The sequence below is a fragment of the Humitalea rosea genome (assembly GCF_003253705.1).
Taxonomy (GTDB): domain Bacteria; phylum Pseudomonadota; class Alphaproteobacteria; order Acetobacterales; family Acetobacteraceae; genus Humitalea; species Humitalea rosea.
Map to the genome: position 1 here is coordinate 24,317 of NZ_QKYU01000028.1, position 23,343 is coordinate 47,659.

Genomic DNA, 23,343 nt, shown 5'->3' on the forward strand with positions numbered 1-23,343 from the left:
CCCCTTTGGGGCGGAGGGCCGGGTGAGGGGGGTGCGCGCGGAGCACTCCTGCCGCGTCTTCACAGCCTCGCCCCCGTCGCCCCACCCTCTCCCCCCGAGCGGCGGGAGAGGGCTTCGGCACCTGGGATGGCTTCGCGCTCGTGGCCCAGGACCACCGGGCAGGCGGCGCTGTGCTCTGCATCCACCGCCAGCAGCGGCGGCCGTTTGCGTGAGCAGGACGGCTGTTCCAGCGGGCAGCGCCCGACCAGCCGGCAGGCATCGGGCGGATCGATCGGGGAGGAAATTTCGCCGATCAGCCGCAGCCGCACCCGCTTCACCCCCCATTGCGCCACCGGCGCCGCCGACAGCAGCGCACGCGTGTAAGGATGGGTCGGCCGCGCAAACACGGCCTCGGCCGGCCCGGTCTCGACGATGCCGCCGAGATACATCACGGCCACGCGGTCGGCGACGTGCCGCACAACCTGCAGATCATGGCTGATGAACAGATAGGCGAGCTTCAACTCCGCCTGCAGCCGCAGCAGCAGGTCGAGGATCTGCCCCCGCACCGAGACATCCAGCGACGAGGTCGGCTCGTCCAGGATCACCACATTCGGCTCGGCGGCGATCGCGCGGGCGATCCCGACACGCTGCCGCTGGCCGCCCGACAGCTCGTGCGGATAGCGGTCGAGATGCGCCGCCGGCAGGCCCACCATGTCCACCAGCGCCAGCGCCCGCTTCTCCCGCTGGCTGCGTTCCATCGCGAGGTGCAGCCGCAGCGGCTCGTGCAGCACCTGGCGCACCGTCATGCGCGGGTTCAGCGAGGCGGTCGGATCCTGGAACACCATCTGCACCTCACGGTACAGGCTCGCCAGGCTCACCGAGCCAAGCTGCATGATCGATCGGCCATTGACCTCGATGTCGCCGCCGGTGGGCTCCACCAGGCGCAGGACGCAGCGCGCGACGGTGGATTTTCCGGACCCGCTTTCGCCGACGATGGCCAGCGTCTCGCCGGCATGCAGCGCGATATCGACACCATCGACCGCAACCAGATTGCGGCCGCCGGCCACGCGGTAGGTCTTGCGGAGCGCCTGCGTGCGCAGGACGACGTAGTCCGAGGCCCTCATGCCGGCACCAGCAGGCTGGCGGCCAGCAATTTACGCGTGTAGGCGTGCTGAGGCGCTGTGAAGATGGCTTCGGCCGTGCCGGTCTCGACCACCCGTCCGGCGTTCATCACCACGACGGCGTCGCAGGTCTCGGCCACCACGCCGAGATCGTGTGTGATCAGGCAAGCGGTCAAACCTGCGCTGCGACCCAGCTCGACGATCAGTTCCATGATCTCCGACTGGATGGTGACGTCGAGGCCGGTGGTCGGCTCGTCCAGGATCAGCAGCGTCGGTCGGCAGATCAGCGCCGCCATGGCGATCATCGCCCGCTGCGCCATGCCGCCGGAAAACTCGTGCGGATACTGCCGGGCCCGCCGTTCCGGCTCGGGAATGGAGACGCGGCGCAGGGCGTCGATCGCCTTGGCCATGGCGGCGTCGCGGCTGCCGCCGTGTTGCAGGCGAAAGACCTCCGCCAGTTGCTGGCCGACGGTGAACACCGGGTTCATCGCCGCGCGAGCGTCCTGGAACACCATGCTGATCCGCCTGCCACGGATCGCGCGCAGCGCCGTGGCGCCCAGCGTCAGCAGGTCGCGCCCCTCGAACAGGATGCGGCCGGACGTGCGCACGAAGGTGGCCGGCTGGATGCCGAGGATGGACAGCGCGGTCAGCGACTTGCCGCTGCCGGTCTCGCCCACCACCGCGGTGATGGCGCCGGTGCGCAGCGCGAAGTTGACGTCATGCAGCACCGGGGTCAGCCGCCCGTCGGCCGCGCGGAACGCCCCCGAAAAATTCTCGACCGAGAGCAGCACGTCGCTCATCGCCGCCGGCGCGGGTCGGTGAGGTCGGAGAGCGCGTCGCCCAGCAGGTAGAACGCCCCGGTCATGCCGAGGATGGCGAGGCCCGGAAAGAAGGACAGCCACCATTCGCCGGTCATCACGCCATCCTGCCCGCGCGCGATCATGCTGCCCCATTCGGGCGTGTTCGGGTCCAGCCCCAACCCAAGGAAGCCGAGGCTGGCGGTCACCAGCGCGACGAAGGCCGCGTTGATCGAGGTGAAGGCCAGCAGCGGCCCGGCGCTGTTCGGCAGCAGGTGCCGGAAGGCCACCTGCCAGGACCGGTTGCCGACCATCCGCGCCGCCTCGGCATAGGGCCAGTTCCGGCGGGAGCGGATTTCCGCGCGCGATAGGCGCAGGTAGTCGGGGATGCCGATGAACGACATCACCAGGATGATGTTCAGCACGCCCGGCCCCACCGCCTTGACCACCAGCATGGCAAACAGCAGCCCGGGAAACGCCTGGAACACCTCGACGCAGCGCGAGATGACGATATCGACGGTACCGCCGTAATAGCCGGCGATGGTGCCGAGGATGGTGCCCACCACCAGCGCGATCGTCACCGCGACCAGCGTGATACCGAGGTCGTAGCGCGCGCCCGCCATGATGCGCGACAGGATGTCGCTGCCCAGCCGATCGGTGCCCAGCAGGAATTCGCGCGACGGCGGCATGTATCCCTCGCCGACGCCGGGCGACAGCGGGTCGAAGGGCGTCCAGACCAGCGACAGCAAGGCCACGGCGCAATAGAACACCAGCACGGCGAGCCCGATGCGCATGGACCAGGACAGCGGCGCGCGGCGGCGGGTCGGCACCGCCACCTGCACGGCCGGCGAAGGCGGCGCCGTGGGCGTGTCTGCCGTGGCGTCATGGCCGGCGACGCTTTCCAAGATGTGTGGCGCGCTCATGGCGTACGCATCCGCGGGTCGATCAGCATGTACAGGACATCGACCGCGAGGAATGCCAGCACGTAGAGCAGCGACGCGTAGATGACGAAGCCCTGCAGGGCGGCAAAGTCAGACCGCTCGATCGCCTGCAAGGCGTACTGCCCAAGCCCCGGCCAGCCGAAGATGGATTCCAGCAGCACGGCGCCGCCGAACACATGGCCGGCGACGCCGCCGATCAAGGTCACCACCGGCAGCAGCGCGTTGCGCAGGCAGTAGCGGAACCACACCACACGCCGGCCATGGCCCATGGCGATGGCGGTACGGATGTAGTCGGATTGCAGCGCCTCCACCATTGAGGCACGCGTCACCCGCGCCACCGGCGCCAAGGTGGTCAGCCCCAGCGTCAGCGCCGGCAGCGCGAGTTGGCGCAGCGCCAGCCGAAATTTTTCCCCGTCGCCTGCGAGGGCGGTGTCGATCAGCAGGAACCCTGTGAGGAGAGGTGGTGGGTTCACCCCGATCGGCAGCCGCCCGACCGGCCCCGGCAGCCAGCCGAGTGTGACGAAGAATATCCAGATCAGCACGAGCCCGATCCAGAATTGCGGCAGCGCCATGCCGCCCAGCGTCACCCCGCGGACGAGAAAATCCGGCCAGCGTTCACGGTTGACCGCGGCGATGACGCCGAGCGGCACGCCCGCCAGCACGCCGAACACCATGCCGACGAGGCCGAGTTCCAGCGTCGCCGGCAGCCGGTCCGACAGGTCGGCGCCGACGTTCAGCCCGGTGGTGAAGGACATGCCGAAATCGCCGCGCAGCAGGTCCGACAGATACTTGCCGTATTGCACCCAAAGCGGGTCCGCCAGGCCGAGCCTCTCGCGGATCTGCGCCCGCAGTTCATCCGTCGCCTCGGGCGGCGTGTAGAGCTCCGTCGGGTCGCCCGTGAACACCCGGGCGGCGAAGAAGGTGATGGTGACCACGCCGAGCGCCACCGGGATAATCCAGAACAGCCGGCGCAGGATCATCAGGGCCAAGGGCATGGCTAGAACTCCAGCAGGTTGTCGCGGAACTGCGGGTGCGCATAGGCGGTGCGCACCACGCCCCGCTTCTGCAAGGCCGGCACCAGCCCGTCGGCAATCTCCGCCACGTAGCGGCGCGTCAGCGGCCCGGTGAACATGAAGCCGTCGCCGCCAACCTCCTGCATCATGTCGGCCATCTGCCCCGCGACATGGTCGGGCGAGCCCACCAGATCGTCGACGCCGTAGCGGTAGTTCCGGGCAATCTCGCGCAGCGTGGCCCCCTGCTTGAGGAAGTGCCTCAGCGTGCCCTGCTGGCCGTTGGTGGTCAGCTCGGCGATGGGCGCGTCGAGGTCGAAGGTCGAGAAGTCGATGTCGGTCAGCGACGCCATGCCGGCCAGCGTCACCTCGGCCGCAGCGGCCCGGTGCGCCTGCTTGCGGGCATGGCGGTCCTGCGCCTCGGCGGTGGTCTCGCCCAGCGTTGGCGAGGCGACGAACAGGATTTTGCAGCCGTCCGGGTCCCGCCCGCGCGCCGCCACGCGCTCGCGCATGTCCGCCCGGAACGCCTTCATGTCGGGCACCGTGCTGTAGGCCGCGATCACGCAATCCATGTCGCGCGAAGCGAAATGCCGCCCCTGCGGGGAGCTGCCCGCCTGCACCAGCACCGGCCGCCCCTGCGGCGGCCGCGCCGTGTTCAGCGGCCCGCGCGAGGTGAAGAAGTGTCCCTTGAAGTCGATCGGCCGCACCTTCGTGTGGTCGGTGAAGACGTCGCCTTCCATGACCACCGCATCCGCGTCCCAGGACGCCCAGAGCTGCGTCACCAGATCGACGAACTCCTCCGCCATCTCGTAGCGCGTGTCATGCTCGATATGCGCGTCGAGCCCGAAATTTTGCGCTGCCCGCGCCGCGGTGGAGGTGACGAAGTTGCACCCGACGCGCCCCTTCGACATCAGGTCCAGCGTCGCCATCAGCCGTGCCAGGAGATAGGGCGGATAGAACGAGGTGGAGATGGTGGGCACGATGCCGAGATGGGTCGTCGCCTGGGCGATCAGGGGCACCAGTGGCAGCGGGTCGTTCTTCGGGGCGCGCAGCGCGCGGGCCAGGTAGAATTCCATCGACGCGCCGTAGTTGTCCGGCACGAAAACCGAATCCTCCATCAGCAGGAAGTCGAAGCAGGCGCGCTCCAGCGACCGCGCCAGGTCGATATGCAGGTCGGGCAGCGACCAGTCCCGGGCGCTCGTGCCGCCCCACTGCTGGTTCCAGCCATGCACGCCGAAACTGTTGCCGAGGAACCAGCCGAGATGGAACGGTTGCTGCACTGCGCGGAAGCTCCAAGCAGAACTCAGCTTCCAAAACCTACCGCACCGCAGCAAGCGTTGATCTGCCCCAACTGCGGGCAAATAGAATAGTTCCAGACAAAAAGTGCATATTGGTTCGGCGGCATGATCCGGTTTTATGCGTTTTTTTGCGAGGCATGCCTACTGTACCCCGGAACCAGTCCGCTAGGATCGCCGCAGCGGGATCTATGTCCCGCACCATCGGAGAGCCTTGATGCCGGCGTCGGACACCAAAGCCTACCCGCGAGACCTCATTGGTTACGGCGCCACCCCGCCGCATCCGCAGTGGCCGGGCGGCGCCCGCATCGCGGTAAATTTCGTGATGAACTACGAGGAAGGGTCGGAGTATTCCTTCACCGACGGCGACGGCCGCTCCGAGGCCAGCCTGACCGAATCCGGCGTCTCGCCGGTGCCGAACGGCCAGCGCGACCTGGCTGGGGAGGGCATGTTCGAATTCGGCTCGCGCGTCGGCTTCTGGCGTCTGATGCGGCTGTTCGCCGAACGCAACATCCCAATGACGGTCTTCGCCTGCGCGCTGGCGCTCGAACGCCACCCGCCCGCCGCGGCGGCCATCCGCGCCGCCGGCCACGACTTCTGCTGCCACGGCTGGCGCTGGATCGAACACTACAAGCTGACCGTCGAGGAGGAGCGCGAGCACATCCGCCTGGCGATCGAGAGCCTGCAAAAGACGCTGGGGTCTCGCCCGCTCGGCTGGTACTGCCGCTACGGACCAGGCGTGAACACCCGCATGCTGCTCGTAGAGGAAGGCGGCTTCCTCTACGACAGCGACTGCTACAACGACGAGCTGCCGTACTGGGTCTTGCAGGACGGCAAGCCGCAGCTCTGCGTGCCCTATTCGCTGGTGACCAATGACAGCAAATATGGCCGCGGCGTTTTCGGTACCTCGGACGACTACTTCACCTTCCTGCGCGACCAATTCGACATGCTGTATGCCGAAGGCGCGACGCAGCCAAAGATGATGTCCTGCGGCCTGCACATGCGGGTCATCGGCCATCCGGCGCGCGCCGCCGGCCTGGCGCGCTTCATGGATTACATCCTTGGCCACAAGGATGTCTGGGTGGCGCGCCGCATCGAGATCGCCGAGCACTGGCGGAAGACCTTCCCTTACCAGCCAGGCATGGAGCAGATCGCCCGCGTCGGTGCGGCGGGGGGCATATGACCCGCACGCTGCGGCTGGAGCCGCTGACCGCCGAGGCCTTCGCGCCGTTCGGCGACGTGGTCGGCGCGATCGAGCCGGGCGGCGGCGCGAAGCTCAGCGAGACCCTGGTCGCGCTGCCCGGCGCCGCCACCCCGCGGCTCGGCTTCAACAACGCCAAGGCGTGGGATCTGCCGCTGACCGCCACCGAGATGGAACGGCACAACCTGTCCTCGCAGTGCTTCGTGCCGCTCGACGTCTCGCGCTGGGTTATGGTCGTGGCACCCGATCTGGATGGCAGGCCGGACCCCGCGGCATTGCGCGCCTTCGTCGCGACCGGCGACCAGGCGGTGAACTACCATGTCGGGACCTGGCACCATCCGCTGCGCGTGCTGGACCGCCCGGGTCGCTTCGCCGTGTTGATGTGGACCACCGGCCACAAGCCGGACGACGAGGAATGGTCCACCCTGCCGGAACCCCTTCAGATCGAGGCCTGAGCCGCCGGGCCCAGCCCTACCAGTAGCGCGTCCAGCCGCGCCACCCTGAGGCGAGGCGCAGCCGACACGATGCGTCCCATCGCATCGGCACCGCTCGCTTTGGCACAGGGGATTGGATGCTGGATACCTCCCAGGCCAAGGAGTTCGCGCTGGCGCATTGGCTGACGGCCGGGGCTTCAGGTCGGCGGCTGTTCGTGCGGGTGTTCGACGGCGCAGGGAATGTGCGGGAGGACATCGCGGGTGATGGCGCGGAACATCTCCGGCGCGACGTTCGATCTGGCGGCGGCGACGCTGCCGGTGGGGGTGACGAAGCGGCGGGTGCCGTGAGCACCTTCGCCATTCTCCCGTAGTCCTCACGACGGTGCGGTGCGTCCCAGCCGGAGACTAGCGGGGCCAGCGCTGGTGAAGCTCATCGATCACGAAGGCATGGCGGTGGCGGAGCACGCCTGTCGGATCCGGGCGCGCATCCCCCAGATGCGCATGCCCAGGCGGCAGACGATCGTGGATGTGCTCGACCTCCTCCGCATCATCCCTCGGCCACAGCACCATGGCCGCGACCAGCCCCATGGCGCCGAGTGCCGCAAGCACCAGGAAGGTGGCCTCCATCCCTGCCGAGGCGCCGAACCGCCCCGCCACCGGATAGGCGACGAGCCAGCACGCATGGCTGAGCGCGAATTGCGCGGCAAACAGCGCGGGCCGGTCACCGGCATGGGCCGAGCGCCGCAGCAGGCGCCCGCTTGGCGTCAGCACCAGGCCGTTGCCAAGGCCCAGCAGCATCCACAGCGGCAGCAGCATTGGCCAGGTCGGTATCAGCAGCCCGAACAGCAGGCCGGCCACGAGCAGCCCAGCACCGGCCATCATGGCCGTGCGGTCCGTCATCACGCCGTCAAGCAGCCGCGGCACAGCGAGCGCCGCCACCATCGACCCCGCGCCATAGGCCGCCAGCGTCCAGCCCAATTCCGCCGCGCCCAGGCCAAAGCCAGCGCGCACCAGCACCACCGTGTTCACGATCACCATCGCACCGGCCATGGCGACCGTGACGTTCAGCGCCAGCAGACCGCGCAGCCGCGGCGTGGCGAGGTAGATGCGCGCACCGCGCGTGATGCGGCCCCAGGCCCCCTCCTGCGTCGCCGGCGGCTTGGGCGAGGGCAGCACCACGGTCAACACCAGCGCAGCCGAGGCCAGGAAGCCCAGCGCATTGCCGGCGAACAGCCAATGGAAGCCGACCAGCCCCAGCAGGGCCGCGGCGATCGCCGGGCTCGCCAGCGCCTCCAGATCGTAGGCCAGGCGCGAGAGGGACAGCGCCTTGGTATACTCCGCCTCCTCCGGAAGAATGTCGGGGATGGTCGCCTGGAAGGTCGGCGTGAAAGCGGCTGAGCCGGTTTGCAGCACGAAGATCAGCACATAGACCTGCCAGATCTCGGTCACGAAGGGCAGCGCCAGCGCGACCACGGCGCGCAGCAGATCGAGCGCCACCAGCAGGCTGCGGCGGGGCACCAGATGCACGAAGGCGCCCGCGACGGGAGCGACGCCGACATAGGCCACCATCTTGATGGCGAGCGCCGTGCCCAGCACCGCACCGGCATTCGCCCCCGCCAGATCGAAAGCCAGCAGCCCGAGTGCCACGGTCGCGAGGCCCGTCCCGAGCAGGGACAGCACCTGCGCCGCGAACAGGTGGCGATAGGTCAGGTTGGCAAGCGGACTGAGCATGCGGTTTCCCCTTTGGCGACTCTCAATCCAACCGCGTCGTTCGCAGCCGAAGCGCATTCCCGACCACGCTCACCGAAGACAGCGCCATCGCTGCCGCCGCGATGATCGGCGACAGAAGAATGCCGAACATCGGATACAGCACGCCCGCGGCGATCGGCACGCCCGCCGCGTTGTAGGCAAAGGCGAAGAACAGGTTCTGCCGGATGTTGCCCATTACGGCCTGGGACAGCTTGCGCGCGCGCAGGATGCCGGTCAGGTCGCCCCCCAGCAGCGTCACCCCTGCGCTCTCGATTGCAACCGCGGTTCCGGTGCCCATGGCGATGCCGACCTCGGCCGCCGCCAGCGCCGGCGCGTCGTTCACGCCATCACCCGCCATCGCCACGCGACGTCCCTCGGCCTTCAGCTTCTCGATGATGCGCTGCTTGTCCTCGGGCAGGACCTCCGCCTCCACCTCGGTGATGCCGAGCCGCCGCGCCACGGCCTCGGCCGTCGTGCGGTTGTCGCCGGTCAGCATCACCACCCGCACGCCCTCCTTCGCGAGGCCAGCGAGGGCAGCCGCCGTCGTCTCCTTCACCGGGTCGGCCACGGCGACGATGCCGAAGGCGCGGCTATCGACAGCGATGAAGAACACGGTCGCGCCATCGCCACGCAGACGCTCAGCCTCCGCCGACAGGGCGCCGACATCCACCTGGGTCTCGTCCATCAGGCGGGCGTTGCCGACCGCGACCTGGCGGCCCTCCACGGTGCCGGTCACGCCGCGACCGGTGGGCGCGTCGAAGCCCTCGACCACCGGCACGGCGATGCCGCGCTTCTCCGCCGCTCGCACGACGGCTTCGGCCAATGGATGCTGGCTTGGCCGCTCCAGGCCCGCAGCCAGGCGCAACACGTCCTCCTCGGCCACGCCCGCCACCGGGATCACCGCCACAACGTCCGGCCTACCCTTCGTGAGCGTGCCCGTCTTGTCCACCACAAGCGTGTCGATCCGCTCCATGCGCTCCAGCGCCTCGGCGTTCTTGATCAGCACGCCGGCCTGCGCGCCACGGCCCACGCCAACCATGATGGACATCGGCGTGGCAAGGCCCAGCGCACAGGGGCAGGCGATGATCAGCACCGTCACGGCCGCGACCAGCGCGAAGGCAAGTCGCGGCTCCGGCCCCCACACCGCCCAGGCCACGAAGGCCACCAGCGCGATTGCCACCACCGCCGGCACGAACCAGCCGGCGACCTGATCGGCCAGACGCTGGATCGGGGCGCGCGAACGCTGCGCGCCCGCCACCATGCGCACGATCTGCGCCAGCACCGTGTCCTGTCCCACGCGGTCGGCGCGCATGATGAAACTGCCCTGGCCGTTCAACGTGCCGCCCACGACCTGATCGCCCACCGTCTTGGTGACCGGCACCGCCTCACCCGTCACCAGGCTCTCATCGACGTTGGAGGCGCCCTCCAGCACCGCGCCGTCGAGCGGCACCTTGTCACCGGGACGGACGCGCAGCCGATCGCCGACCACGATGGCGGCCAGCGGGACTTCCTCATCCGAGCCGTCGTCGCGCAGCCGTCGCGCCTGGGCCGGCGCGAGATCGAGCAGCGCCCGGATGGCGCCGCCCGTCTGCTCGCGCGCCCGCAGCTCCAGCACCTGCCCGAGCAGCACCAGCACCACGATCACGGCTGCCGCCTCGAAATACACCGCCACCGAGCCATCGGCCGCGCGGAAGGCCGCGGGAAAGATCCCGGGGGCGAGGGTCGCCACAACGCTGAACACCCAGGCGACCCCGGTGCCAAGCGCGATGAGGGTGAACATGTTGAGGCTGCGGTTCAGGAGGCTCTGCCAGCCACGGACGAAGAAAGGCCAACCGGCCCAGAGCACCACGGGCGTCGCCAGCGCCAACTGGATCCAGTTGCCGACGCGCGGTCCACCGACCAGGTGCATCATCCCCGTCAGGTGGCCGCCCATTTCCAGCAGGAAGACCGGCAGCGTGAGGACCAGGCCGATCCAGAAGCGGCGGGTGAAGGCCACCAGCTCCGGATTGGGGCCGGCCTCGGCGGAGGGCGTCTCCGGCTCCAGCGCCATGCCGCAGATCGGGCAACTGCCGGGGCCCGGCTGCCGGATCTGCGGGTGCATCGGACAGGTGTAGATCGTGCCCGGCGCCACGGCGTCCGCACGCAGCGGCGCACGCTCCTGCAGATACTTGCCCGGTTCGGCGATGAACTTGGTGCGGCACCCGGCCGAGCAGAAATGGTAGGCATGGCCGGCATGTTCGGCGTGGTGCGCGGTCTTTGCCGGGTCCACCGTCATGCCGCAGACCGGATCCTTCACGGTTCCCGATGCCGCTGCATCCCCATGATGGTGCGGATCGTGCTTGCCGTGGGATGTGTGGGTGCCGTGGTGTTCCATGTCCGCTCAACTCCTCAGCGCGCGAAAGGTCGCGCGGTCGGCCGCGCTGCCAGCATCGCCACAGGCGGCAACAGCAGCCATTGGAGGAAAGGGGCGAGCCCGGTTCCCCACGGCGGAAGGCGCGGCATGGCGGCCGTATAGGTCCAGGATTGGCGCAGATCGACATTCAGCCACTCGCTGAACACCGTATAGCCAAGGCCCGCCAGAGTCGCGGCTATGGTGACGCGCCCCCATCCCTGGATGGGCCAGTCCCAGGATCGTGTCAGCAGCAACGCGATCGCCAGCGCGGCCGCGGCGATCATCGCGTCCCCGCCAGTGCAATGAAGGATGGCGAAGGCGATCTCGCCTGAAGTTCCCTCCGCCCACAGCGTGTAGAGGGGGAGCTGCGCAATCTCCCAGACCAGGTTCATGGCAAGCATGGCCGCGAGGTACCGCGCCGCGGGGGCAGCCAAGCCAGCCCACCCTCGCGGCGCATCGGGGATCACTTGGCTCCGTCGCCACGATCTGAACCGGCGTGCGGCCCGCCTCCGCCGTGGCCATGCCCATGCCCATGATGCATGAACAGGTGCATCAGCGGGCAGGCAAGGAGAAGGAGGTAGGGAAGCGCGCCGAGCGTGTGACCGTAGTGCTCTCTCAACAGGTAGAACGCCCCGATCAGGAGGAACCCGATCGCGACGAGACCGCCCCGCGTCCACCACCAGCCGCCCCTGTCACGTTGGGCGGGGTGCCTGGCATGCGAGCCCGGAGTGGTCTCGTCGACCATATCAGCGCGGCCGCGCCAGGAAGGCGCGCAGCGTGGCGATCTCGCTTTCCTGCGCGCGGATCACGGCTTCGGCCAGGCTGCGCATCCCCGGATCCCGACCATGCGCCAACTGGACCCGCGCCATCGCGATCGCGCCCTCATGATGGGGGATCATGGAGGCTGCGAAATCGCGGTCCGCGTCGCCTGTGAAGGTGATGGCCATGTCGCGGTGCATCTTCTCGTTCGCGGCCATGAAGGCGGCGGTCGAGGCGGGTTGCGCCGCGGTCCCCGGGGGCGTGGCGCCGGGATGATGCGGGTCAGCCGCAGCCGGAGCCTGTGCGGCACCGCCCGCCGGCGCCTGCGCAGCACCATTCCCCGGCGCCTGCGCGCCAGGCATCATCCGCTGCTGCATCTGCTGCATCTGCTGCTGCATGCCGGGCATCTGGCCCATCATGCCAGGCTGGGCGGGCTGAGGCTGCGGCATGGTGCCCTGGGCAATGGCGAGGCCTGCCGCAGCCAGCGTGGCAAGGCCGGCAGCAAGGGCAAGTGTGGGCGCGAGGCGGGTCATGTGCTGGTTTCCTTTGGTTCGATGTTATGAAGGCTGGCCCCCCGGCATGTCGCCAGCATCACGCCGTCATGACAAAGCATGTCAGCGCGGGGTCAGGCGGGGATGCGCTCGGCCTGCCAACCAGCATCGCGCAACGCCTGCTCCAGGCGCGCTGGGTCCACGGCCGACGTCACGGCCGCTTCACCCGTGTCCAGCGCGATGTCGATCTGCGCCAGCGGGTCCGCCTGCCGCAGCGTCGCCGTGACGCCCTTCGCGCAGCCGCCGCAGTTCATGTTCGCGATTCGGAAGCGATGCATCACGCCCTCCTCTTGGGGTCTGGTCCAACCGGAGAGGTGGTGCTTGCCCCCATGGGAGGGTCAAGGGCCATACGCGGCCCTTTTCCGGACCTATTCACACCGGTGTGCCGCCGCGGAAACGCATGAAGGCAGTGCGGCCGCCACGCGCATCGAAGGCCAGCACGTCATAGCTGTCAGGCGCCAGGCCAGGGACGTCCATGCCGGGCGAGCCCACCGGCATGCCCGGCACGGCGAGGCCGCGGATTCCGGCAGGGCGCTCCGACAGCAGCCGGGTCACCGCCGCCGCCGGAACATGGCCCTCAAGCGCATAACCACCGATCAGCCCCGCATGGCAGGACAGCAGATCGGACGGCGTGCCGAGCATCCGCCGTGCGGCTGCCAGCGAGCGCACGACATTGTCCTCGATCGGAAATCCCGCTGCCCGCATATGGTCGACCCACCCGGCGCAGCATCCGCAACTCTCATCACGCCAGACCTGCAGGCGTGGCAGTGCCTCCGCCCAGGCCGGTGCCGGCAGGGCCAGCGCGGCAAGGCTGGCTGTTATGAAAATCCTTCGAACCATCATCACCGCATGCTCCCTCAGTTCTGGGGTTTCGGCAGGCGAACGGAGCCCAGCAATCCGCCGCCTGGCCGGTTGCTTAGATGCAAATTACCGCCGTGCTGTTCGACTGCGCGTCGGGCAATGGTGAGGCCGAGCCCGCTCCCACCCGTGCCGCGATTGCGCGAGGTCTCAAGGCGGCGGAACGGCTCGAACACGGACTGCATGTCAGCTTCGGGAATGCCGGGGCCGTCATCCTCGATCCGCACCAGAAGCTCGCGCCCCTTGTCTTCGAGGACGACGCGCGCGCCGCCCCCATACTTCACGGCGTTGTCGATCAGATTCGAGAAGGCACGTTTCAGCGTCACCGGGCTGCAGACCAACCTAGCCTGCGAAGGGCCGGCATAGGTCACGGCCGCGCCCGCATCGGCGGCCGCGTCACACAGGGTCTCGATCATCGCCACGAGATCGGCCGGCTTGCGGGGCTCGCTCTCGGTCTCGCCGCGCAGATAGGCGAGGGTGGAATCGATCATCGCCTCCATCTCGTCCAGATCGGCATCGATGGCGCGCGCCGCCTCGCCATCCTCGACGAAGCCGGCGCGAAGGCGCAGCCGGGAGATGGGCGTGCGCAGATCATGGCTGACGGCAGCCAGGGCCTGGGTGCGGTCGGCGATCAGCCGATCGATGCGGCCCTGCATGCGGTTGAAGGCCTGAGCGGCATGGCGCACCTCGCGTGGGCCTTCCTCGGGCACGGGCACCACGGGACCAGGACCACCGAAGCGATCGGCGGCTTCGGACAGCGCGCGTAGCGGCCGACCGATCAGCCGCACCACTAGCAGCCCGAGCAGCAGGATCCCCACCGCCATCGCCGTGGTGGAGAGCAGCGTGGCGTGTTCCGGTGCCGGCGGGCGGAACAGTGCGGCGGAGAAGTTGAGCCAGCTGCCATCCGGCAGCGGCAGGGCGCCGAGCAGCAGGTGCCGCGACGCCTCGCCATCCGCCACGCCATCCTCCCCGTAGCCCAGACGCAGGCCCGTGACATCAAGTTCCGGCACCAGCTCGCCGAGCCGGCTGCGCAGCGCATCGGTGCGGGTGCTGCTTGCCTGCACCGGCTGCACGGTGGGCGCAGGCGTCCAATGCATGTCGAGGCTCGCGGTGGAGAGCGCATGCGCGGTGCGGTCGCGTTCCTCGACGGGCAATTCGGCCACCGCGCGTTTCGCCGCCACCAACCGCTCCGCGAGCTGCGCCTCACGCGTGGTGCCCAGGACCGCCTCGGTGCCGATCTGGTGCAGCCAGAGGCTGCCGAGATGGAAGGCCATCAGGCCGACCAGCAGCACGAGCACGATCCGCCCACCCAAGGTGTCCGGCAGCAGGTGGCGAAGCCAGTTCATGTCGCGCGCTTCACCGTGGGCACCAGCATGTATCCCGCGCCGCGCACCGTCTTGATGATGGCGGGGCTGTCCTCCGTCGGCTCCAGCTTGCGTCGCAGCCGGCTCACCATGACATCGACCGAGCGTTCGGTGCCGTTGAAGGCCATCCGGTTGCGGGCGAGATCCAGCAGCTGGTCGCGGCTCAGCACGCGCTGCGCGTGTTCGCAGAAGGCGAGCAGCAAATCATACTCACCGCCGGAGAGGTCGACCGCCGTGCCATCCGGCGCGCTGAGTTCGCGCCGCCGCGTGTCGAGTGTCCAATCGGCGAAGACGATGCGCTCGCCTGCCTGGCCTCCCACCGGGTCCCCGGCATCGCCACGCGACCGTCGCAGCAGCGCGCGCACGCGGGCCAGCAATTCGGCCCGGCCGAAGGGCTTCGGGATGTAGTCGTCGGCGCCGAGTTCGAGGCCGAGCACACGGTCCGTCTCCTCGCCGCGCGCCGTCACCATGATGATCGGCACGCCCGACTTGGCGCGCAGCGCGCGGCACAGGTCAAGGCCGGAGGTGCCTGGCAGCATCACGTCGAGCAGCACAAGATCGACCGGCGCGCCCGCCAGCACCTCCCACATCTCGCGCCCATCGCGCGCGCCGGTAACGCGAAAGCCGTTCTGGCGCAGGAACTTGGCGATCAGCGTGCGCATCTCCCCATCATCCTCGACAACGAGGATGTGGGCTTCCTGCGGCAGGCTGTCGGGCGCCATCACGTCAATGATGCCTGTGGCCGCCCTGCGGCGTGCCGCCGGCATAGCCGCGCAGGCGCCCATAGGCGTCGATCTGCTCTGTGTTCAGCAGCGCCGCCTGCGTCAGATGCGCGCGCAGATGCACATCCCGAATCTCCCCCTGCAATGCCGCGATGCGGGCCGTGCGGGCCGAGAGATCGGACGGCGTGATGCTGCGGTCCCGGAAGGCGGCATCGAGCGCGCGCTCCTCCTCGATCAGCCGGGCGCCGAGGGCGCTGGCCGCCGCCTGCATCTCCGTCATCAGGCGTTGCGCCGCGGCAAGCTGCGCCGGTGTCAGCCGCAACGCCCCAGCCAGTTCGATGACATGGACGGGCCCCGGCCAGCCATTCAGCTCCGCCGCCAGCGCCAGGCCCATGCCGCGGCCGGCGAGCAGATCCGCCTGCTGCTCGGCCGACAGCGCGCGGATCGGACGGTCCGTCATGCCGGCATAGGGCGAGGGAGCATTGGCCCAAGCGGGAAGCGCGAGAAGGAGGGCCAAGGCGGTTAATGTCGAGCGCATCACGCCCTCCTCAGTTCTGATCCATTGGCGTGAATCGCGCCTGCGCTGGACGTTGGCCGGGCAGCGTCAGCGTGACAACCGCGCGCATGCCGCGCGCTGCCACGAAGTCGCCGGTACCGGCCAGCACAGTGTCGCCGGTGGGGGCGAGGGCGATGGTGGCCTGACGCCCGCCGGCGAGGATGACGACCTGCGCCGTGACGCCGGCCACGGGAATGGGCCGGTCGGCGCCGTCGAACAGGAACAGCCGCAACGTATTGCCCTCGGCCACCAGCTCGGCGTGGTTGCTGCCAATATCCACCTTCTGGCCGCCATTCGGCCCACGGCGCGGCTCATGCGCGCGCCCGGCGACAGGGGCGAGGACGAAGCCGGTGAGCAGCGCGGCGAGGTGGCGGCGTGGGGTCATGGTTGGGTTCCTCATGGATCAATAGGCCTCTGCCACCTTCAGCTCCTGCTGGACGGTGCGCAGGCGCTCCAGGGCGGGGCGGCCGAAGCGGTGGAACAGCAGCGGCGTCAGGAAGGTATCGAGCAGCGTCGCGGTGATTAGCCCGCCGAAGATGGTGACAGCGACCGGGTGCAGGATCTCCTTGCCCGGCTCGCTGGCGCCAATCATCAACGGGATGAGTGCGAAGCCAGCCGAAAGCGCCGTCATCAGCACCGGTGTCAGGCGTTCCAGGCTGCCGCGGATCACCAGCGCCAGCCCCCAGCGCTCGCCTTCGAGCAGGGCGAGGTTCAGGTAGTGGCTCACCTTCAGGATGCCGTTGCGGGTTGCGATGCCGGCCAGCGTGATGAAGCCGATCATCGACGCCACCGACAGCGGCTGCCCCGCGATCCATAGCGCCGCGATCGCGCCCACCAGCGCCAGCGGCACATTGCCCATGATGATCAGCGCCAGCACCGCCGATTTGTAGCGGCTGTAGAGCACCATGAAGATCAGCGACAGGGACACCAGCGACAGCCCGGCGATCAGCCGCGCGGCTTCCTCCTGCGCCTGGAAGGTCCCCTCCAGCGTGAAGAAGTAGCCGGGCGGCAGCGCGGCCGTCTCGATCTCGGCGCGGATGCGGGCGACGATGGCGGCCATGTCGCTGCCATCGGTGTTGGCCAGCACCACGATCCGCCGCCGACCATTCTCCCGCAGGATCTGGTTCGGGCCATCGGTGTCGCGGAGTTCTGCTAGCAGCGACAAGGGCACCCGGCCGCCCGGTGTCTCGATCATCACGGCCGCAAGCCCGGCGCCGGTGCGATCGCTGTCGCCGAGGCGCAGCACAACGTCGAACCGACGCGCCCCATCCACCACCTGGCTGACGACCTGGCCGCCCGACAGGGATTGCAGGGTCTCCGCGACGGATGCGGCCGACACGCCATACAGCGCCGCGCGTTCATGGTTCACCGCCACCTGAAGCTGCGGCACGCGCACCTGGCGCTCCACCTGCAAGTCGGTCAGGCCGGGGATCGACGCCAGGCGCCGCTGCATGCCCTCGGCCAGAGTGCGCAGGGTGTCCAAATCGTCGCCGGTGATCTTCAGCGCGATCTCGGCGCGCACGCCGGACAGCATGTGGTCGAGCCGGTGCCCAATGGGCTGGCCGACATTGGCGCTGCCGGGCAGTACCGCAAGGCGCGCGCGGATATCGGCCGAGATCGCCTGCTTGCCGCGCGCGGAAGCGTGGAGGGAAACGTCGATCTCGGCGGAATGCACGCCCTCGGCATGCTCATCCAGCTCGGCGCGGCCGGTCCGGCGCCCCACGGTGCGAACCTCCGGCACCTGCATGATCAACTGCTCTGCCTGGCGGCCGAGCCGGTTGGCTTCGGTCAGGCTGATGCCGGGCTGGAACTGTAGGCTGATGGTCAGCGTACCCTCGTTGAAGGGCGGCAGGAAGGAGCGCGGCAGCAAGGGCACAGTGGCGAGCGCGCCCGCCACACCCACGCCGGCCAACAGATACACGAGCCGTGCGCGGGCAAAGGCCCAGAGCAGCGCGCGCTCGTTCCAGCGCTTGAGCACCCGGACCAACGCGCTGTCGCCGTGCTCCATCCGCTTCATGCGCGGCAACAGGTAGTAGCAGAGCACCGGCGTGACCGTGATGGAGACGACAAGGCTCGCCAGGATCGAGACGATATAGGCGACGCCAAGCGGCGCGAACAACCGCCCCTCGATACCGGTCAGCGCGAACAGCGGCACGAAGACGAGGATCACGATCATCGTCGCATAGACGATGCCCGAGCGGACTTCCTGGCTCGCCCGCGCCACGACGGTGATCGCGGGCAACGGATCTGGCCGCGCGCGGTTCTCCCGGAGACGGCGGAACACGTTCTCCACATCCACCACCGCGTCATCCACCAACTCACCGATGGCGATCGCAAGGCCGCCCAGCGTCATGGTATTGATCGACAGGCCAAGCAACTGGAACACCACCACGGTGATCAACACCGACAGCGGAATGGCGGTGAGCGAGATGAAGGTCGTGCGGCTGTTCAGCAGGAACAGGAACAGCACCACGGCAACGACGGCGACCGCTTCCAGCAGAACGATCTGCACATTGCCAATCGAGGCGCCGATGAAGTCGGCCTGGCGGAACTGCACGTTGTTCGCGAGCACGCCCGGCGGCATGGCGCGCTGCAATTCGGCCAGCGCGGCCTCCACCTGGGCGGTCAGGGCCACCGTATCGGCCGAGGGCTGCTTCTGGATGGACAGGATGACCGCCGGCTGGCCCATGCTGCCGGCCTCGCCGCGTTTGAGCCGTGCGGCGAAATCGACCGTCGCGACCTGTCGCAGTGGAATCGGCTGGCCGGCCCGCACTGCCACGGGTGTATTGGCCAGATCCTCGAGGCGCGTGGTGCGGCCGATGTTGCGGATCAGGTATTCGCGCCCCGCCTGATCCACATAGCCGCCGCCGGTATTGCCGCCGAATTGCCGAAGGGCGGCGTGCACCTGCTCCTGGGTGACATCCAGCGCATGCATCCGCGCGACATCCGGCGTCACGCGATACTGCCGAACCTCACCGCCGATCGGGATCACCTGCGAGATGCCGGGGATGGTCAGCAGCCGCGGTCGCACCACCCAATCGGCCAATTCCCGCAATTCCATGGGGCTGGCGCGGCCATCGGTGGACATCGCCACCAGCATGATCTCGCCCATGATGGAGGAGATGGGCGCCATCTGCGGCGCGACATTGGCAGGCAGTTGCGCCCGCACGAGCGAGAGGCGCTCCGCCACCTGCTGACGGTTCACCCAGATGTCGGTGCCCCAGTCGAACTCCACGAAGACGATCGAAAGACCGACACCCGAGACGGAGCGCACACGCGTCACGCCCGGCATGCCGTTCATCGCCGTCTCGATCGGGTAGGAGACGAGAAGCTCCACCTCCTCCGGCGCCAGGCCCTCGGCCTCCGTCATCAGGGTGATGACCGGCTTGTTAAGGTCGGGGAAGACATCCACCGGCAGGCGTTGCAGCGCCAGTGCGCCGTAGACCACCAGGATCGCCGCCGCGACCAACACGAACAGCCGGTTCCGCAGGCTGGCGGTGACGAGGATGTTGAACACGCTAGCGGACCTGCGCGATCAGCCCGGCGCCACTGGTCACCACGCGGGCCCCGCGCTCCAGCCCGGCCGTGACAAGCACGCGCTGTCCGTCGAGGGGCTGGGCGCGCACCGGCCGCGGCAGGAAGCGCTCGGCGCTCGGCATCTCATAGACCACCTGGCCGCCCTCGGGGTTGCGCACCACCGCTTCGGCGGGCAGCACGATGCCAGCGGTGCGGCGCGGCGTCTCCACCAGGACGGTCACGGGTTGCCCCACGGCGAGGCCGGGGGCACCGCCCTCGATGCGGAAATGAAGTGGCAGGCCCTGTTGGCGCAGTGTCATGCCCCGCCCGACGAAGCCGAGCCGCAGCGCCTGACCACCGGCCGTCATGGCCGAGGCGGCCGAGACCTCCGCCACCGCGGCGGGGTCGAAGGCGATGGCCTCGACCCAGAGCCGGGCGGGATCGACAATATCGAACAGGGGTTCCTGCGCCTGGATCACCTGACCGGCGGCCACACGGACCACGCTGATCACGCCGGCGGAGGGTGCCACGATCGGCTCCCGCCCCGTCACGGCCGGCAGGTTCGCCGCGCGGCGCTGCCGCAGGCCTTCGAGGTCGGCGCGGGCATCGCTGATCTCGCGTGCCGCGACGGTGCCGGCCAGTGCGGTCAGCCGGCGGACCCGCGCCTCGCCTATGACGATAAGCGCATCGAGCTCGGCAATACTTGCGCGCACGCCGACCCGATCCTGCGCCGCCATGATAGGCACGACGAAGCCGAGAACCTCGCCGCGAGCCACGCGCTGGCCAAGCGCCGGGAAGCCGCCTTCCGGAGGCTCGATGCGGCCGGCTTCGGACGCCTGGACGCGGCCGGAGGCATTGGGGTCCGCGACCACCTGTCCCGTGAGGTGCACGGGAACGAAAGCCTCGCCAGGTTCAGCGGGGCCGGTTCGGAGGCCGAGGAGGCGTTGCGAGGGCTTGGGCACGAAGATGCTGCCGTCCGGTTGCCGCCGGGGCGCGTCCAAGGGCTGTGCCCAGGCGATCATCGGTACCAGGAGGATCGCCGCCAGGGCCATCACAGCCGGCGCGGCGGCGACGCGCTCGGGCATCGGCGCGCTGGACGGCAAAGCATGTGGGCGCGTGCCCGTTGCTGACGGTTCGACGACGACAAGTGGAGGCAATGGCCGCGGCGCCGCTGCACGGCCGATGGCGACGCCGACCAGCAACAGGAATAGCCCCGCCGCCCACACGTAAGGCTCGCGCAACGCCGTCGAGACCAGATCGGCGGGCCCTGGCGCAGAGGTCGCGGCGGCAACGCCGGCGGGAATCACAAGCGTCGCCGGCAGCAGGTCCATGTCTTCGCCGGCCGTGATGGTGAAGACCATGTTCCGCTGGCCTGGGCGTTCCAGGATAGGATTCGTGAGCACATAGACCGCGTCGCTTGCGCGGGTGGCCGTTCCAATGTCCTCGCCATCAACGGTAACCTGCACCGTGGCGCCGTCGATCGGCTCCGACGTTGCGTGTCGGTCGAGGTAGAGCCAGAGCCGCCGGTCCGGTCCCAGCACTGCAACGATCTCGAACAGGTCGGAATACGCCTCGGCGCGCGGTGCGGCCGCCGCAGGCTGCGCGGGTTCGTCGCCATGGGAATGGCCTTCATGGCTGAATGCGGGGCGGAAGCCAACTGCGGCTAGCAACGTGACAAGCAACAACATACGAATCAGCACGCGCGCGCCCCCTTAGACCCAATCACCGCCTTCCCAAACTGACGGCGCAGGACGTCGCGGGCGTTGCCCAATCATGACAAAACATTGCAATGGAGACAGCGGGCACTTGGCGGGGGGCGAGCGCCTTAACCAAGAAGGCGAAGGCCAGGCCGCGGGCCATGTCGGGGTCGAGATCGGCCTCCGAGGCCCGCAACGCGCCGAGGCGGCGGGTTGAGCCGGCCTGGACGGCGGCCATCACGGCGGTGGTGGCGGGGCGGATTTCCACGCGGACGCCGCGCGGCAGGTCGAGGGTGCGGACAGCGATGGCCGGCCCGAAGGCCGGGACCTGGTTTGACCATGAAGCGAACACCGGCGGCGGCGGCGTGGACCTGATTAAGCGCGAGCTTCGCCTGGAGCCCGGCGAGGTCGCGGAGCGGCTCCAGCGGGAAGTGGGCATGGAACGACCCGCCGCACGGCCGCACCCGTCCCCGTCTGACCACGCTTCGCCTGGAGATTTTACCTACCCCACGCTCATGGCATGGGAAGGCGCCTATGGCGTCGTCCCCACGGTATGCGATGGCACCGTCGTATCGCCCGAGTTCCCTGTTTTCGCGGTGAATACTGACCGGATCATGCCAGACATCCTTACCGTCCATTTCAGCGATCCGCGGACGTGGGAGCGACTTTCGGGAGCCAGCACCGGCACGAACGCCCGCAGGCGCCGGCTTCATCCGAACAACCTGCTTGCCTACGAGATACCAGTTCCATCGCTGCGGGTACAAAGGCTCATCCGGGGCTCCGGGTTGGCGGTTGAAGGCTTCGCAACCACAGCCTCTCAACCCAGCCCCGGAGGGACAACCTCCATAGCAATGACACCTAGCTTGATCGATGCTGAACGTCGGCATGGAACGGCGCCGCGCGGAGAACGTTCCGCGATGCCTAGCGGCTTGTAGGTTGCTGCGAAATTTCGGAGCGAATGCGCGTTGGCGACCGGTAGGGATGCTGAAAAGCCCCGAGCCCGCTTCGACGAATCATGCGTGATTTCAGTCGTTTGAAGCTTGTAGGGTAAATCGCCCCACCCCCGAGCTTCGGAGACTTTGGAGCCTCCGGAGAGGAGTTCCCGGGCTTGCTGCGTTCTCCAACCCTCAAGCCAGCCCGGCAAAACCCAAGGAAACCTGCGGTTCACGGCGCAACAGCCATGGTGAGTTTGCATTAAGATAGGAAAAAATGGAGCAGCGGTGGGAACCCGAATCCAACCTTCTCTGGGCGAACGCCTCCTCACGCCCTGCTCAGTCGTACTCGATCTCCACCTTCAGGACCCGCAGCGTGCCCGGGTGGAACGTCCCCTCATAGCGCTCGCCTCGGTCGTTCGTGCCGTGAACCCGGTAGCAGCCATCCTTGGTCCTGATCCGGGTCACCCGCCACCCTTGGGCCTCGACCTGCTGCTGCAATGCGGCACGCGGCTGCCAATCCGCCAGCGGCACGTTGCAACGCTGGTCGGCCATGGCCGCCCCGGTGCCAAGAGCGCAGAATGCAAGCGCGATCGCTGGAAGTAGTCGGGTCATGGCATCGCATCCTGTCAGTTGAACGATAGGATGACAAAGCCATGCCAACCTGACAGCAGACTGAATGCCGCGGCTTCCAGGTTCAGCTTGCTGTCAGGCGCCGGCACTACGACCAGGAGCGGCCGGCGACGCGAAGGACCAACGGATGCGAGTTCTATTGATCGAGGACGACGCCATCCTGGGCGCTGCGGTGCGGGACCAGATCGCGGCGGACGGTCATACGGTGGATTGGGCAACGCGGCTCGACACGGCGCGGGATTGCGTCGGCACGGTGACCTATGAGCTCATCCTGCTAGATCTGATGCTGCCGGATGGCAGGGGGCTGGATTTCCTCAAGGCGCGCCGCGCGGCGGGTGATGCCACGCCAGTGATCATCCTGACCGCGCGCGACCAGATTTCCGATCGCATTGCCGGGCTGAACACCGGTGCGGATGACTACCTCGTCAAGCCGTTCGACCTGGCCGAGCTGTCGGCCCGCATCGGTGCCGTGGCGCGTCGATATGCCGGCAATCCCAATCCACAGGTCGAGATCGGCGACCTCACCATCGACCTGGCGCAACGGCTGATCCAGCGGGCCGGGCAACCGATCACCCTGACAGCGCGCGAATGGGTGCTGTTCGAGACCTTCGTGCAGCGCCCCCGCGCGCTGGTCACCAAGGCGCAGATGGAGGAGCGGCTCTACTCCTTCGATGCCGAGGTCGAGAGCAACACCATCGAGGTCTATATCGGCCGGATCCGCAAGAAGCTCGGCCACGACATCATCGAGACGATCCGCGGCATGGGCTACCGGCTTGGCCAGCCGAAGCGCGCGGCATCCTAGTGGCGTCGCGGCCGCAGAGCCTGCAGCGCCGCCT

General features: G+C 68.6%; 24 protein-coding genes. 4 read left to right on the forward strand and 20 right to left on the reverse strand.

Annotation, left to right across the window (positions count from 1 at the left end; translation table 11 throughout):
• Positions 1–59: 59 nt before the first annotated feature.
• Genes C8P66_RS19685 through C8P66_RS19705 form a run of 5 tightly spaced genes read right to left on the reverse strand, consistent with a single transcriptional unit; the run spans position 60 to position 5,128 of the window.
• Positions 60–1,103 carry an ABC transporter ATP-binding protein gene (locus C8P66_RS19685; protein ID WP_111399997.1) on the reverse strand — a complete coding sequence of 348 codons (1,044 nt, stop codon included), beginning with the start codon at positions 1,101–1,103 and terminating at the stop codon, positions 60–62.
• Positions 1,100–1,900, reverse strand: coding sequence for an ABC transporter ATP-binding protein (locus C8P66_RS19690; protein ID WP_158537324.1), 801 nt, complete (start codon positions 1,898–1,900; stop codon positions 1,100–1,102). The genes C8P66_RS19685 and C8P66_RS19690 overlap by 4 nt, the downstream gene beginning before the upstream one ends.
• Positions 1,897–2,820, reverse strand: coding sequence for an ABC transporter permease (locus C8P66_RS19695; RefSeq protein ID WP_111399999.1), 924 nt, complete (start codon positions 2,818–2,820; stop codon positions 1,897–1,899). Before C8P66_RS19695 ends, C8P66_RS19690 begins: the two co-directional genes overlap by 4 nt.
• On the reverse strand, positions 2,817–3,833 hold the full coding sequence (locus C8P66_RS19700) for an ABC transporter permease (RefSeq protein WP_245903688.1): 1,017 nt from the start codon (positions 3,831–3,833) through the stop codon (positions 2,817–2,819). Before C8P66_RS19700 ends, C8P66_RS19695 begins: the two co-directional genes overlap by 4 nt.
• Positions 3,834–3,835: 2 nt before the next feature.
• The gene (locus tag C8P66_RS19705; RefSeq protein ID WP_111400000.1) at positions 3,836–5,128 is read right to left on the reverse strand and encodes an NtaA/DmoA family FMN-dependent monooxygenase; all 1,293 of its coding nucleotides are present in this window, start codon (positions 5,126–5,128) and stop codon (positions 3,836–3,838) included.
• A 232-nt stretch (positions 5,129–5,360) separates the two neighbouring features.
• Here C8P66_RS19705 and C8P66_RS19710 point away from each other — a divergent pair, with 232 nt between their 5' ends.
• From C8P66_RS19710 to C8P66_RS19720, 3 genes are all read left to right on the forward strand, one after another.
• The gene (locus C8P66_RS19710) at positions 5,361–6,326 is read left to right on the forward strand and encodes an allantoinase PuuE (RefSeq protein WP_111400001.1); all 966 of its coding nucleotides are present in this window, start codon (positions 5,361–5,363) and stop codon (positions 6,324–6,326) included.
• Complete coding sequence (locus tag C8P66_RS19715; RefSeq protein ID WP_111400002.1) at positions 6,323–6,799, forward strand: ureidoglycolate lyase; 477 nt, start codon at positions 6,323–6,325, stop codon at positions 6,797–6,799. Before C8P66_RS19710 ends, C8P66_RS19715 begins: the two co-directional genes overlap by 4 nt.
• A 116-nt stretch (positions 6,800–6,915) precedes the next feature.
• Complete coding sequence (locus C8P66_RS19720; protein WP_111400003.1) at positions 6,916–7,149, forward strand: hypothetical protein; 234 nt, start codon at positions 6,916–6,918, stop codon at positions 7,147–7,149.
• A 34-nt stretch (positions 7,150–7,183) separates the two neighbouring features.
• Here C8P66_RS19720 and C8P66_RS19725 read toward each other — a convergent pair whose 3' ends face one another.
• The 15 genes from C8P66_RS19725 to C8P66_RS19795 all read right to left on the reverse strand — a co-directional run bounded on the left by C8P66_RS19725 (position 7,184) and on the right by C8P66_RS19795 (position 22,489).
• On the reverse strand, positions 7,184–8,509 hold the full coding sequence (locus C8P66_RS19725; protein WP_111400004.1) for an MFS transporter: 1,326 nt from the start codon (positions 8,507–8,509) through the stop codon (positions 7,184–7,186).
• Positions 8,510–8,531: 22 nt separating this feature from the next.
• Positions 8,532–10,823 carry a heavy metal translocating P-type ATPase gene (locus C8P66_RS19730; RefSeq protein WP_281271364.1) on the reverse strand — a complete coding sequence of 764 codons (2,292 nt, stop codon included), beginning with the start codon at positions 10,821–10,823 and terminating at the stop codon, positions 8,532–8,534.
• A gap of 92 nt (positions 10,824–10,915) precedes the next feature.
• Positions 10,916–11,353 (reverse strand): hypothetical protein, encoded by a 438-nt coding sequence (locus tag C8P66_RS19735; protein ID WP_211314210.1) that lies wholly within the window; start codon positions 11,351–11,353, stop codon positions 10,916–10,918.
• 29 nt (positions 11,354–11,382) lie between these two features.
• Positions 11,383–11,664, reverse strand: coding sequence for a DUF2933 domain-containing protein (locus C8P66_RS19740; protein WP_111400007.1), 282 nt, complete (start codon positions 11,662–11,664; stop codon positions 11,383–11,385).
• 1 nt (position 11,665) lies between these two features.
• Positions 11,666–12,211 (reverse strand): CopM family metallochaperone, encoded by a 546-nt coding sequence (copM, locus tag C8P66_RS19745; protein ID WP_245903689.1) that lies wholly within the window; start codon positions 12,209–12,211, stop codon positions 11,666–11,668.
• A gap of 92 nt (positions 12,212–12,303) precedes the next feature.
• Complete coding sequence (locus C8P66_RS19750; protein WP_111400008.1) at positions 12,304–12,507, reverse strand: heavy-metal-associated domain-containing protein; 204 nt, start codon at positions 12,505–12,507, stop codon at positions 12,304–12,306.
• A gap of 94 nt (positions 12,508–12,601) precedes the next feature.
• Positions 12,602–12,934 carry a DUF411 domain-containing protein gene (locus C8P66_RS19755; RefSeq protein ID WP_245903690.1) on the reverse strand — a complete coding sequence of 111 codons (333 nt, stop codon included), beginning with the start codon at positions 12,932–12,934 and terminating at the stop codon, positions 12,602–12,604.
• A 152-nt stretch (positions 12,935–13,086) separates the two neighbouring features.
• On the reverse strand, positions 13,087–14,433 hold the full coding sequence (locus C8P66_RS19760) for an ATP-binding protein (RefSeq protein ID WP_111400009.1): 1,347 nt from the start codon (positions 14,431–14,433) through the stop codon (positions 13,087–13,089).
• A complete protein-coding gene (locus tag C8P66_RS19765) occupies positions 14,430–15,185 on the reverse strand; it encodes a response regulator transcription factor (protein ID WP_456303651.1) in 756 nt (251 codons plus the stop codon). The genes C8P66_RS19760 and C8P66_RS19765 overlap by 4 nt, the downstream gene beginning before the upstream one ends.
• The gene (locus C8P66_RS19770) at positions 15,178–15,711 is read right to left on the reverse strand and encodes a hypothetical protein (protein ID WP_146422981.1); all 534 of its coding nucleotides are present in this window, start codon (positions 15,709–15,711) and stop codon (positions 15,178–15,180) included. Before C8P66_RS19770 ends, C8P66_RS19765 begins: the two co-directional genes overlap by 8 nt.
• 10 nt (positions 15,712–15,721) lie before the next feature.
• Positions 15,722–16,114, reverse strand: a complete 393-nt coding sequence (locus C8P66_RS19775) for a hypothetical protein (RefSeq protein ID WP_111400011.1) — start codon at positions 16,112–16,114, stop codon at positions 15,722–15,724.
• A gap of 18 nt (positions 16,115–16,132) precedes the next feature.
• Positions 16,133–19,246 carry an efflux RND transporter permease subunit gene (locus tag C8P66_RS19780; RefSeq protein WP_111400012.1) on the reverse strand — a complete coding sequence of 1,038 codons (3,114 nt, stop codon included), beginning with the start codon at positions 19,244–19,246 and terminating at the stop codon, positions 16,133–16,135.
• A gap of 1 nt (position 19,247) precedes the next feature.
• On the reverse strand, positions 19,248–20,945 hold the full coding sequence (locus C8P66_RS19785; RefSeq protein WP_146422983.1) for an efflux RND transporter periplasmic adaptor subunit: 1,698 nt from the start codon (positions 20,943–20,945) through the stop codon (positions 19,248–19,250).
• Positions 20,946–20,967: 22 nt separating this feature from the next.
• Positions 20,968–21,210, reverse strand: a complete 243-nt coding sequence (locus C8P66_RS24530) for a hypothetical protein (protein WP_245903691.1) — start codon at positions 21,208–21,210, stop codon at positions 20,968–20,970.
• A 1,003-nt stretch (positions 21,211–22,213) separates the two neighbouring features.
• Positions 22,214–22,489: a PepSY domain-containing protein gene (locus C8P66_RS19795; protein ID WP_111400014.1), complete on the reverse strand. Its 276-nt coding sequence runs from the start codon at positions 22,487–22,489 to the stop codon at positions 22,214–22,216.
• 145 nt (positions 22,490–22,634) lie between these two features.
• On the opposite strand from C8P66_RS19795, the gene C8P66_RS19800 reads away from it, so the two are divergent.
• Positions 22,635–23,309, forward strand: coding sequence for a response regulator transcription factor (locus C8P66_RS19800; protein WP_111400015.1), 675 nt, complete (start codon positions 22,635–22,637; stop codon positions 23,307–23,309).
• Positions 23,310–23,343 lie beyond the last annotated feature (34 nt).